This is a genomic window from Moraxella caprae DSM 19149 (assembly GCF_000426885.1).
In the GTDB taxonomy this organism is placed as follows: Bacteria; Pseudomonadota; Gammaproteobacteria; order Pseudomonadales; family Moraxellaceae; genus Moraxella; species Moraxella caprae.
In genome coordinates this window covers 1-12366 of the sequence record NZ_KE384584.1, presented here as the reverse complement: position 1 = coordinate 12366, position 12366 = coordinate 1, and the positions used below count along the sequence as shown (strand labels likewise).

Annotated in this window: 14 protein-coding genes and 2 pseudogenes; 7 read left to right on the top strand and 9 right to left on the bottom strand. The window is 44.8% G+C overall.

Annotated features, from left to right (window positions below; genetic code table 11):
• Positions 1–93 precede the first annotated feature (93 nt).
• The 7 genes from K941_RS0113300 to K941_RS0113265 form a co-directional block, all read right to left on the bottom strand.
• On the bottom strand, positions 94–936 hold the full coding sequence (locus K941_RS0113300; protein ID WP_029103960.1) for an outer membrane beta-barrel protein: 843 nt from the start codon (positions 934–936) through the stop codon (positions 94–96).
• A 149-nt stretch (positions 937–1085) separates the two neighbouring features.
• A complete protein-coding gene (locus K941_RS18165) occupies positions 1086–1802 on the bottom strand; it encodes an FtsX-like permease family protein (RefSeq protein WP_029103959.1) in 717 nt (238 codons plus the stop codon).
• Positions 1762–2199 carry an ABC transporter permease gene (locus K941_RS17915; RefSeq protein ID WP_228130428.1) on the bottom strand — a complete coding sequence of 146 codons (438 nt, stop codon included), beginning with the start codon at positions 2197–2199 and terminating at the stop codon, positions 1762–1764. Before K941_RS17915 ends, K941_RS18165 begins: the two co-directional genes overlap by 41 nt.
• A gap of 8 nt (positions 2200–2207) precedes the next feature.
• On the bottom strand, positions 2208–3152 hold the full coding sequence (locus K941_RS16110; protein WP_228130427.1) for an efflux RND transporter periplasmic adaptor subunit: 945 nt from the start codon (positions 3150–3152) through the stop codon (positions 2208–2210).
• Positions 3153–3444: 292 nt separating this feature from the next.
• Complete coding sequence (locus K941_RS0113275; RefSeq protein WP_029103957.1) at positions 3445–3960, bottom strand: adenine phosphoribosyltransferase; 516 nt, start codon at positions 3958–3960, stop codon at positions 3445–3447.
• A gap of 114 nt (positions 3961–4074) precedes the next feature.
• On the bottom strand, positions 4075–4422 hold the full coding sequence (locus tag K941_RS0113270) for a PilZ domain-containing protein (RefSeq protein WP_036388560.1): 348 nt from the start codon (positions 4420–4422) through the stop codon (positions 4075–4077).
• Positions 4423–4528: 106 nt separating this feature from the next.
• Complete coding sequence (locus K941_RS0113265) at positions 4529–5599, bottom strand: outer membrane protein assembly factor BamD (protein WP_029103955.1); 1071 nt, start codon at positions 5597–5599, stop codon at positions 4529–4531.
• Positions 5600–5737: 138 nt separating this feature from the next.
• Here K941_RS0113265 and K941_RS16105 point away from each other — a divergent pair, with 138 nt between their 5' ends.
• From K941_RS16105 to K941_RS0113225, 7 genes and pseudogenes are all read left to right on the top strand, one after another.
• Positions 5738–6787, top strand: coding sequence for an RluA family pseudouridine synthase (locus K941_RS16105; RefSeq protein ID WP_051226096.1), 1050 nt, complete (start codon positions 5738–5740; stop codon positions 6785–6787).
• Positions 6788–6905: 118 nt separating this feature from the next.
• Entirely contained in the window at positions 6906–7703 is a 798-nt protein-coding gene (locus K941_RS0113255) for a polyphenol oxidase family protein (RefSeq protein ID WP_036388557.1), read from the top strand.
• Positions 7700–8635, top strand: a complete 936-nt coding sequence (locus K941_RS0113250; protein ID WP_029103953.1) for a bestrophin family protein — start codon at positions 7700–7702, stop codon at positions 8633–8635. The genes K941_RS0113255 and K941_RS0113250 overlap by 4 nt, the downstream gene beginning before the upstream one ends.
• Before the next feature lie 121 nt (positions 8636–8756).
• Positions 8757–9070 (top strand): annotated as a pseudogene (locus tag K941_RS17910) (helicase HerA-like domain-containing protein).
• A 24-nt stretch (positions 9071–9094) separates the two neighbouring features.
• Positions 9095–9589 (top strand): helicase HerA-like domain-containing protein, encoded by a 495-nt coding sequence (locus tag K941_RS17905; RefSeq protein WP_029103951.1) that lies wholly within the window; start codon positions 9095–9097, stop codon positions 9587–9589.
• Positions 9525–9755 carry a helicase HerA-like domain-containing protein gene (locus tag K941_RS17900; RefSeq protein ID WP_228130426.1) on the top strand — a complete coding sequence of 77 codons (231 nt, stop codon included), beginning with the start codon at positions 9525–9527 and terminating at the stop codon, positions 9753–9755. The genes K941_RS17905 and K941_RS17900 overlap by 65 nt, the downstream gene beginning before the upstream one ends.
• Before the next feature lie 275 nt (positions 9756–10030).
• Positions 10031–10318, top strand: coding sequence for a YeaC family protein (locus K941_RS0113225; protein WP_029103950.1), 288 nt, complete (start codon positions 10031–10033; stop codon positions 10316–10318).
• 248 nt (positions 10319–10566) lie between these two features.
• Here the strand turns inward: K941_RS0113225 and K941_RS16095 are convergent.
• Positions 10567–11755 (bottom strand): annotated as a pseudogene (locus K941_RS16095) (RNA-guided endonuclease InsQ/TnpB family protein).
• A partial coding sequence (locus tag K941_RS0113215; protein WP_029102751.1) for an IS607 family transposase occupies positions 11752–12366 on the bottom strand: 615 nt, incomplete at its 5' end. The gene K941_RS0113215 and the pseudogene K941_RS16095, both read right to left, overlap by 4 nt.

Below are 12366 nucleotides of genomic sequence, written 5' to 3'. Positions count from 1 at the left end.
GGTTGTTTGTTATTATTTGAATGATGATAAATTGTAACCACAAGCAATCTGGCGACTGCCTGTGGCTGTATTTATGATAAAAGTGAGCTTGTTTTAGAAAGTGTATTGAAGTTTGACACCAAATTCATGGGTGTAATTTTTAGGCTCGCTGTATGCTGCGGTGACATCATCGCCATCCTCGTCCTTTTCGATGCGATATACCGTATCGGAGACAGGCACACGCCAGCCACGATAATAGGGTGTGTAGCTGATTTTGTGCTGATTACCTCTGGTGCGACTGATGGGCAGTTCAACTTCCACACCTTTGGCATGGTGCTGTTTTAGGGTGATGGTATCATCACCAAAATAGGAGTATTGGCGACCACGAATGCCGTGATTATAAGAGATTTTTGGGGAAATCTCCAAGCCATTTGCCAAGGCAACTTTTGCTTCAACACCAATTTGAGCATAAGTGGTCTCGTTCTTGCGGTCATAGTCCTCAGGGTCAATGCGAGAGTTTAAATCTCTAAGCACTCGATGTCCGATACCTGCCTCGCCAATGAGTGTAACATTGGAGCGAACAGGTTTTTGGTAGCCATAGACAGCACGCACATCATAAGCACGGCGGGGAACGTCTTTTTGGTGTACCGAGCCATAAGGTGTACCCTCTGGGTTTTCTTTGCTGGGGTTTTCCCCGCCTGTATAATCAATCTTGCCTTTGGCGTACCTACCTTCTAGCTTGACACTGTGAGCGTCATTAAAGTGGTATTGGGCGGCAGCATTTAAGCCGTATAGACGACCTTTTTGCTGCATAAAACGCCGACCATCTTCATACTCTCGGTAGGTTTCTTCGTAAGTTTCAAGACCCAAACTTACATCAAGTGGTGCAGTAGCAAATGCTGTTTGAGCGGTCATCAGCCCACCAATAATCAGCATTGGTATCATAGTTGTTTTCATGTGTTACCTTATTGTTTTATTGTGATAAAACCATGATGATGGCATGGTTTTTTGGTGTCAAAAACCCATTTAAGATGAATTTTAACCAAAAGTCATGCATTGAATTAACTGATGCATAACTTTAATATATTATAACATAAAAAATTGATTTAGAAAATATTCTCATTGAATTTATTGGTATTGGCTACCTCTTCCCACTCAGCACCCCACTTGTCACAATCACACCAATACCAACAAGGCTTAATGCGTCCAATCGCTCGCCAAACAGCCATGCCCCAAAGACAATGGCAAATACCACGCCAAGATAGGACAGTGTCGCCACGACAAATTTTTGCCCGACTTGATAAGCATAAGTCATTAAAAGTTGCCCTGCTAGGGCGGTAACGCCAATGCCAACAATATAAGGCAGACTTGCTAGGCTCACAGGCGTAAAGCCAAAATACCACGCCAAAACGCCTGATGTCAGCGTGGATAATAACGAAAAATAAAACACAATCCGCCACGCAGGCTCGCCAAGCAGAGAAAATGACTTTGATGTCAAAGAGTTGTAACAGTCCGCCAAGCCCAAACGCCAAAAGCACCCCAAGCACACCGCCTAACGCACACACCACCATCGCCTCGATGAGAAACTGCCAAACGATGTCGCCATAAGTTGCTCCTACCGCCATACGCACGCCAATCTCGCCTGTGCGTTCGGTAACGGAGACGAGCATGATGTTCATCACGCCAATCCCACCAACCAGTAGCGAGGTGACTGCAATCGCCCCGATGAGCAGGGTCAAGGATTGGGCGGTTTTTTCGACCGTTTTGGCAAGGCTGTCGCTGTTAAATAGGGTAAAGTCTTTTTTGCCGTGCCGTTGGGTCAAAAGCTGGCTGATGCTTTCGCTGGCAAGGGCGGACGACTTGTTTGGTAATGCTGTTTAGGCGTGGCGACTCGCCTGCAAAGCGGGCTTGGTAGGTACGATAGGGAAGCCATACTTTGAGATTGCGGTCAAAATTGCCCTCAATGCCATTGTATTTAAATACGCCCACCACTTTGGTGGGTACACCATTTAAGATGAGAATTTGACCTAAGGCGTTGTTTTGTTTGAAAAAAGCTTGTTTGGTTTTTTCGCTGATGATGACGTTTTGGCTAAAATTATCCAAATCACTTTGGCGAAACATACCCCCTGCGACAAACTGCACATTTTGCAAACGATGATGGTTTAGCCTCACGCCGTCCACCTGCACGCCTTTGCTGTGATTGCCAACTTGGGCAGTCATGCTCATGCTCAAATCTGGCTGAGTACTTGCTCTTTTTTGTCAATAATGACAGTAACGTTTGCGGTCATGCCGATAAAGAGTTCATGGTCGGGGTTTGGGACGCTCAGTAGCCCATAATAATACACCGCCCCTGATTGAGCAGTGGTATCAATGGGGACTAATTCTAAATCTTGGAGCGTGGCCTCAAACTGTCGATTTGGCAAGCCCAAAATAGTAAAGTGGGCATTCATGCCTGTTTTTAGCTTGGGAATGTCCGCTTCGGAGAATTTGGCTTTGATTTGCACCGTATCAATCTGAGCCAGCCTGATGATGGTTGGCGATGACTGCATGGCGTTGATGTTTTGACCTTCTTTGGTAACGACCGCCACCACCACACCATCCATGGGGGCGGTAATGCGAGTATATGCCAGATTGGTTTTGGCGGTGGCGATTTTGAGTTTGGCTTGCTCAAGCTGAGCCATGCTTGCACTTAGCTCTTTTTGGGCGGTGGATAGGGCGGTTTTTGCTTTGGTGTAGTCTATTTTTGCTACCACGCCTGCTTGATAGCCTTGCTTTTGTTGGTTAAATTCATGCTCGATTTGAGCAAGCTGGATTTTTTTGATGTCGTGCTGAGCAAGCAAGGATTTGTAACTTGCCTCATCATCTTTTAGGGCATTTTTTTGCTGAGTGGCATCGATATCGGCGATGGGTTCGCCTTTTTTGACCCGTTGTCCTAGCTTAACGTGCAGTCTATCCACACGCCCAGTCGCCTGAGCCCCCACGTCAATCAGTTCCTCGGCATAGACTTGACCACCCGCGATGACAGTACTCTCGATGTTGGCAAGCCCAGCGGTGTGCGTGAGGTATTGCTGTTTTGGTGGTTGTTTTTGATAAAAAAAGAAAGTAGCACACGCCACACCAATCATCAAAATGATGATAAAAATCAAGGGTTTTTTGAATTTTTTGTTTGTCATAATGTATGATGTTAAATGAATATTATTGCTATTATACAAAAAAATTCACCACAATAAAAGTATGGATTGTTATGTTTTGACTGTGAGTAATGGCCTAAAGATAGGTTGAGCTGGGTTTGATTTTTCAAGCAAAAACAGATGGTGTATTTTACAGATTAGATGGTTGTAAAAGGTCGGGTATTTTTTTACTGTATTTGGTCTAATAAAGCCAAAGAATACCCAACACAATCAAGAAGTTAGTGGGATTATTTAGTGTGTGCTCTGATTTGAGTATTTTGGTATTGGATTGCCGTCAGTCCACATCATTCATCACGGCATAAGTATCCATGCCGATATCGCTGTGCAACTTTGGCAAATCAAGCAGTACCAATGCCCCAAGCACCTCATGCCCTGCTTGTTCGCACAGAAGTTTGCTTGCTTTTAACGTCCCGCCAGTGGCAAGCACGTCATCAACCAGTAGCACTTTGGATTTGGGGGCGTCTGCTTTGATTTCTAGGGTGTCGGTGCCGTATTCTAGATCATAGCTTTGGCGATGGACAGGGGGTGGCAGTTTGCCAGCTTTACGAATGAGCAGGAGTGGTTTGCCAGTACGTCCTGATAGCAGACTACCGATGACAAAGCCCCGTGCTTCGGTGGTAGCAAGGCATTCTACTTCATCAATCATGCCATCGGGCAGGGCGTTTAAAAGCTCGTTAATGAGTTCATCAACATGCCATAATAGGGGCGTGATGTCATAAAAATCAATGTCTGCTTTGGGAAAATTGGGAACGGTGCGAATGATTTGCCAAAAAGGATGTGAGTGTTTCATAAGTTGTCTTTAAAAATTTATCTTAAAAAATTGCCATAAAAAAGCACGAATAAAATCCGTGCTTTCCATTATTATAACAAATAACCATGTAATTGGCAACTTTGTCCGCAACACTTACATGGTATAAGTGGGTTTGGTGGATTCTACTTCACCGGCAAGCAGTCGCTCAATTTCGTTTTTGAGTTTTAGGCTGTTAGGGTCGGTACCAAACTGCATGCCAAAACCAGCGGGCTTACTGGGCGTGCCTTTTTCATTAAGCCACACGATTTTGCCGTTAAGCGGATAGCGTTCGGTAGAGCCGGGTAGGGTAAATGCCACGAACACGTCTTCGCCAAGGCTGTGCTTTCTGGCACTCGGCACAAAAATACCACCATGAGTGACAAAAGAGAGATAACTGCTGTATAGGGTTTGGGTGTCAGCGATATTGCAGGTTAGAATACCGCCACGAATAGGCATTGCCATAGCTTTTCCTAAAAATCAAAAAATAAAACCAATTTTATCATCAACACCATGATTTGGCAAAACTGACCGCCAAAAGGTAGATTTTTGGCGGTCAAATGTGATGATGTTAGGGAGTTTGGTTGGTGTTACCTGCCTCGGATTCATCGGCAGGCAGACCTAGACCGATACGGCGTGTGTTGCGTGTGTCGGCAGGTTTTGGTGTGGCGATGTCGGCACTTTCAGGGCTTGCTTGGGGCAGGGCAAGGGCTTGGGCGGAGGTGATGATTTGTGTGCGTGTCGCACCGTCATACTGACCGCCTTGATAGGTGGGGGTGTCTTTGGCACGTCCAAATTTACCAAAACTTACCGATGATAAGGCTTTTTTGGCAAAAGATTGGCTGTTGCCGATATTGACCTGCCCATTTGCCCCAAGGTATTGGGGGTAGTTGATTTGGAGTAGGGTTTTGTATTGGTTGGCGGTGTCGGTCAGCCCCAACTGCTCATTGCTGTGTGCTAAGATGGCGATGGCTTCTGGCACACCGTCCGATTGGGGGAAGTGCTGAAACACCCATTTGGCACGGTTGGCGGCGGCGACATAAGCATCACGCTTGACATACCAACGAGCGGCGACCAGTTCATGCTCGGCAAAGTCGTTATAAATCGCTCTCATACGCTGGGCAGCGTCAGGGGCGTAGGCACTGTTTGGGAAGTGCTTGATGAGATTGGAAAAATCTTGGAATGCCAAACGCAGGTAAGATACATCACGTTGGGACTGGTCAAGGTTAAATAAGCGGGAGGCTTTGGGAGCCCCGCCCATGTTGGTTACGCCTTGGACGTATAGAGCATAATCAACATGGCGACTGGTTGGATAGGAGCGGATAAATTCGGCAGTGCTTTTGGTTACCAACTCAAAGTCGTTGGCACGATATTGGGCATAAATCAAATCAAGCAATGCCTGCTCAGCATACTGCCCTGTCGGATAAAACGTGCGTAAGCTATTTAACGCACTCATGGCTTCGTTATAACGGTTTTTTTCAAGGGCGGTTTGGGCGGTTTGATAATAGCCTAGCTCGGACTGTTCGGCACTTTGTACAACTTCACTGTCTTTTTTGCCAATGCCTTTTAGGGTGGAGCAACCAGAAAGTAGCACGGCAGATGTCATGATGGCGGTTAGGGTAAGTTTGGCAGTTTTGTTCATTTTTTGTCCAGATTACAATAACAATTTGAAATAGTTTACCACAAAATTTTAAGAATGAACAACACCAAAATAAAATCGGCTATTTTTTACAAAAAATGCTAAAATGGCTTATTTTTTCCAAGCAATTTAAACATAATCATGAGAGAGCATTCTTTTAATCAGACCGCCAATGACGATTTATCTGATTTGCCTAATTTATCCAGTTTAAATGATAATGATGATGAATTTGCCGAGACAGACTCGCCAAATCCGCCTACCCAAAGCTACACTGTAAGCGAATCCGACATCGGCACACGCCTAGACAAAATCGCCACCGATGTGTTTGACGGCTTTTCCCGAGTACAGATACAGGGCTTTATTGATGATGAGAGTTTGCTTGTCAATGACACGCCCCAAAAAAGCAAATACCGTGTCAAATTGGGCGATATTTTGACCCTATCCGCCACACTTGACAATCACAGCGAAGATTTGCCTGAAAATATCCCCCTTGACGTGGTCTATGCTGATGATGATGTGATTGTGATAAATAAGCCTGTCGGTTTGGTCGTCCACCCTGGGGCAGGCAATCGCACAGGCACGCTGGTCAATGCTCTATTGTATCATTATCCTGATAATGCCCACCTGCCACGGGCAGGACTGGTTCACCGTATTGATAAGGACACATCGGGGTTACTTATTGTCGCACGCACCAAAACCGCCCAGCTTGATTTGACCGAGCAACTAAAAGACAAATCGGTTTATCGGGAGTATCAATGTATCGCTACAGGTGTGCCAAGCGACATCTTGCGCCATGCCACGATAGATGTACCGATAGGGCGACACCGCATTCATCGCACCAAGATGACGGTAACGGACGGCGGTAAACCTGCCATCACGCACATCCTATCCGCCACGCCACTGGGTACGCATTATAGTCTGCTCCATGTTCGTTTGGAGACGGGGCGTACTCACCAAATCCGTGTACATCTGTCCCATGTTGGTCATGCCTTGCTTGGCGATAAGGTTTATGGCGGATTGCCAAAATCGGGTCTTGCTCCCACCACTCGCCAAGCGGTGATAGATTTCCCCCGTCAAGCCCTGCACGCCCACAAGCTCGGTTTTGTCCACCCGACCACAGGCAAGGCGTTGGTATTTGGTCGTGATATGCCGTCTGATATGGTTAAGATGATTGGGATTTTGCAAGAATAGTTTTATAAAACAAAACGCCATTTTCAACGTTATATAATTGGTTGATTTATCAAGGGTAAATGGCAATTTACCCCTACCAATTTATCCAAAATCAAATTTAAAAATTAACAGGATTATCATGTTTGATATATTATACCAAAATGACCATGTACTCATCGTTCAAACCCACGCAGGTAAGTTTGATAAATGGGGCGATGATTTATATGGTTCATTTAACGTGGGGTTGCACGTTGGCGATGACAGCGAGCAAGTTTTGGCAAACCGTATGGCGTTATTGGATGAGTTAAATAAACTGACAAATGATAAAATAAGCCAAATCCACTGGCTAAACCAAATCCACAGCGACATTGTGGCACACGCTAGCTGTGCCATACCCCCCCAAGACGCAGACGCACTCATCACTGATAGGGCAGGCGTGGGACTGTCTATCATGACCGCCGACTGCGTGCCGATTGCTCTTTTTAATGATGATTGTGCGGATAATGAGAATGGCCAAATTGCCTGTATTCATGCAGGTTGGCAGGGGCTAACCAAAGGCATTATTAAAAATACTTATCAAAAGTTTACCAATAAAACCAACATCAAAGCCGTCATCGGAGCGTGTATCAGCCATGATAATTATGAAATTAACAAAACCCTAGCCCATGACATCATCAGCCAAGTGAGTGATAAAACCTTAGTGGCATTGACAGTTGATGGATTGTATCAAAATATCATCACGGACAAAGACGATGATAAATGCTTGATTGATATTGTAAAATTAACCAAATTACAACTGTCCCATTTAAATATTACGGTCATAAACGATACCGTTCCGTGCAGTTATGCTAACCCCAAATACTATTCATACCGCCAGCAAACCCACGCTAAAAAGTCCGCCACAGGACGTATGGCGACTGTGATTGTTAAGTTATGATAGTCCGTGATAAACACAATAGCCTAAAACTACTGTTCATGTGGCATGGCACGATACTGCCCAAAGTGCTACCGATGATCATCCTGCTTATGGCGGTGTCTATGATAGCGTGGGGCTTGTCGCATTATCAGCTCTACACCGTCAAAAACGTCCCTGCGGTCGGCTTTACGGTGTTTGGCGTGGTGCTGTCCATCTTTTTGGGATTTAGGAACAATGCTTGCTATGACAGATGGTGGGAAGGGCGTAAGCTGTGGGGTGCTTTGATTGCCAATACCCGTCATCTGAGTCGGGACAGTCATTTTTTACATGATGATGACAGGCGAGTGATACTCGTGGATATGCTGATTTTTGTCAATTTATTTAGAGACCGCCTACGTCATCAAAAACTGCCCGTGGAGAGATTTGCCGATTATCTGGATATTGATGATAAAGATAAAGATGAGTTAAATACGCTCATTCGTCAGCACATCAACGCCCCACAGGTGGTGTTAGAGCGAATACAACACCGTCTTATCCATGCTGTCAAATCAGGGCAAATCAGCGACATTATCTACACCAGTATCCAACGCCACATCATCGAAATGGGTAACATCCAAGCAGGGTGCGACCGTATCAGTAGTACGCCCTTGCCACTCGTTTATTCGGTGCTACTTCATCGGGCGGTGTTTTGTTTTTGTTGGATGTTGCCGTTTGGTATTGAGTCGGTACTGGGGATTTGGACGCCGTTTTTGGTGGGACTGCTTGCCTATATGTTTTTGGGGCTTGATGAGCTAAGCAGTCAGCTAGAAGAGCCGTTTGGCGTGGCACAAAATGATTTGCCCTTAGATACGATTACACGGCTGATAGAGCGTGAGACCTTGGCACTCATGGGCGTGGCGACGGATGATTTACCACAGGCGATGGGCGATGATGGGCGATTTAATTTTTTGTGATGCAGTCAGATGGGCATTTACTTAGGATAAAATTTACTTTATTTTAAAAGATAAGTATAATGGCTGTTTGGATAACTCACTAAAATTCATTCATGCTTTTACACCTACCAAAAGGCACATTATGACCACATTTCCCATTGCTCGCACGATTGACACCGCCAGCCAAATGAATCTCTTAGGCAGCATGGCAAACCGCCATGGACTCATCGCAGGGGCGACAGGCACGGGTAAGACCGTCACGCTTAGAACCATGGCAGAGGGTTTTAGCCGTGCAGGTGTGCCAGTTTTTTGGTGGATGTCAAAGGCGACTTATCAGGGCTTGGTCGTGCAGGCGTGGCAAGCGGTAAGATTGGCGAGCGTATGCAAGAATTTGGCATGACCGATGACCATCTAACAGGGTTTCCTGTGCGGTTTTGGGACGTGTACGGCATTTGATAGATTTAAAAGATCTATAAAGCCATGCTCACTCACGTCGCTGATAACGCCAAAACCTATCGCACGCAGTATGGCAACGTCTCGCCAGCGAGTGTTGGGGCGATACAGCGTCAGCTTTTACAGTTAGAGAGTGAAAGGGGTAATGACTTTTTTGGCGAGCCTGAGCTGAACCTAGAAGACTGGGTGCAGACCGAGGGCGGTCGGGGCGTGATTAATATCCTAAATGCCCAAAAGCTCATGCTCTCGCCCCGTCTGTACAGTGCGTTTTTGTTGTGGTTTTTGGCAGAGATTTTTGAGAGGTTTCCCGAAGTGGGCGACCTTGACAAGCCCAAATTTGTCTTATTCTTTGATGAGGCTCATCTCATGTTTGACAATGCATCATCGGCTCTGACAGAGCAGGTGGTCAGACTGATTCGCTCTAAGGGGGTGGGGTGTATTTCCCACCAACCCAAATTTGCATGTCGCCAGTGCCATTACCGAGCTTGGTGTTGGCGAGGCTCTTGTCTCATTTTTGGATGAAAAGGGCATGCCAAACGTGGTCGAGCGTGCCTATATCCTACCGCCTGCGTCTGCCTTGTCGCCTTTGACATCCGAAGAGTGCCGAGCCAGCTTTGAGTCGGATGTGCTGTATCGCTATTATAAAGATAGCGTGGACAATCATTCGGCATTTGAGGCTTTGGCATAGCTAGAAGCCCAACAGTTTGCCCAAAAAGAAGAAGCAGAACAAGACAAGGCAAAAAGCCAATCAGTCCAATCATCAGACAAAAAAGAGCTGGGGGCGTTAGATGGTTTTATTGGTGGTCTGTCAGGCGGGCGTAAAAGTCGCAATCAAGGCATGGCGTATGATGTGGCGGACGCACTGGGCAGTCAGTTGAATAAGCAAGCGACCCGAGCAATCAGCCGTGGACTGATGGGTGTGATAAAAAACTTACTTAAATAATCCAATCAAAAAGGTCAAACATGAACAAACAAGACATCCTAAACAGCCTAACCCCCGAAATCGTCGCCAAATTCCGCACCGCCATTGAGATTGGTAAATGGGATAATGGCGTTCGCCTAACGGACGAACAACGCCAAACCTGCATGCAAGCGGTCATGGTGTGGGAGCATGAGTACCTGCCCGTAGAAGAACGCACAGGCTATATTGAAAAGCCTAAGGATGATAAGGGGGCAACGGTGGGCGAGGACTGTGATGTCGAGCATGAACATCATTATCCCAATGCCGAGCGACCTGTGAAGTTTAAGTGAGACGGATTTAAACGAGTATCATCACGTTCTTTTGTATTTGGTTTATGAGTGTTTTCATGACTGTTTTTGAATCAACAATGTTTCATGGGTCAAACCGTTCCAAAAAACCTACCAAAATCTACCCAAAGGCAAATTTAGCGTTTTCTTCCTACTTCATCGCTTGTTGCCCTTGCCATTTGGCGTAGGTCTTACATAAGCTCCATAGGCATTTTAAAATTGGGGATAGAACTCACCCGCCAAGATTTTTGTTAAGATAAGGTTAAAATCTTATCCGCTTTGTTTAAAATGTTGATACTGGCGTTGATGTCCCTATCGTGGTTTGTGTTGCAGTTGGGGCAAGTCCAGTTTCTAACAGATAAAGGTAATTCATCTAACTTAACACCACAACAAGAGCAGGTTTTGCTTGAGGGATAAAACTTATCCAGTTCTTTGACTGTCTTGCCCCATTGATTTGCTTTGTAGATGAGTTGCCTTTTAAGTTCATAAAACCCTAAATCATTGATAGCACGGCTTAGTTTGCGATTTTTTTACCATACCTTTGATATTTAGGTTTTCAATACAAATCACATCAAATCGTTTTACCAAATCAGTGGTGAGTTTGTGCAAAAAGTCTTTTCTGATACAACTGATTTTGTAATGCAATCGTGATAGCTTGGTTTTCGCTTTTTCACGATTTTTAGAGCCTTTTTGTTTATGGCTAAGTTGTTTTGATAATCTTTGAAGTTTTTTAAGTTTATTCTTTAAAGGTTTTGGTGCTTGTATCTTTTCTCCTGTTGAAAGTGTGGCAAGGTCGGTAATGCCTAAATCAATGCCAACAGCATTACCTGTTTTAAGAGTTTGATTGGTTTTAAGTTGTTTGGCTTGTGTGTTATTGTTCAGTTCAACCGCAATGGACACAAACCATTTACCACCTTTTGTAAAGACTTTGGCGGATAGGATTTTGCCATCAAAGCGTAAGTTTTCACGCATTCTTACCAAACCTAAATTTGGGATTTGAATGTATGGTTTGTTATTGATGGTTTTGAGTTTAAATTGGTCGTTGGATAGGCTAAAACGGTCATTTACACCTTTTTTGCGAAATTGGGGGTATTTGCTTTCGCCTTTAAAAAAGCGTTTAAAGGCATCGCCTAGTTGCATAATGGCAAGCTGGGGAGAGCATTTGGTAATTTCCAGCATAAAGGGAAACTGGGTGCGTTTGATGGCATTAAGCTGTTTTCTTAATTTGCCTTGTGTGGGTTTGTTGAGTTTGCTTTCGTTAATGGGTAGGTTCTTTGCTAAACAGTCATCACGATATTGTTTATCTTGTTCGTATTGCCTTTTCCACTCCGCCAATGCCCAATTATAAGCAAATCTTGCAACCCCGCAAGCCTTTTTAAAATAAGTGGCTTGTTTGTGATTGGGTTTTAGTTCAATGATGTGCCCACGAATGGCGGTCATTCTAACACCGCCTTAACAGCTTCTAACACTTTTTTATTTTTCTTACTGCGTGAACCATACAGACGAGCGGAAAATACCGTAATGATTTCTAGCACATCTTGAGCAAGCTCTTCTTCAAAGGATGGGTTTTCACCTTGATTGATGATGATAACTTCAACGTTTCTTGCTTCACAGATAGCAAAGACAAGTTCTGCACCAAAGCGTAATAGGCGGTCTTTATGGGTTAAAACCAATCTGCCGATTTCATTGTTTAATATGCCGTCAAGCAGTTGTTTAAGTCCTTTTTTATGGTAGCTCATGCCAGAACCTAAATCATTGATGACCTCATAAGTCCAGCCTTGTTTGGCACAGTAGCGTTCTAAAACTTGGATTTGACGCTCTAAATCGTCCTTTTGGTCGTGGCTTGATACTCGTGCATAGGCAATGGTTTTTCGGTCTTTGTTGCCTATGCCATGCAGTAGGTTTGGGTTGATTTTACTAATATCGTAACGTCTGTGTCCTTTAGGTGTTCTTTCGGCAACAAGCACACCACTTTCGTCCCATCTGCGTAATGTTGAGATGGACACGCCAAGTTGTTTGGAAGCTTCGTTGATACTAATCAATCTATTCAT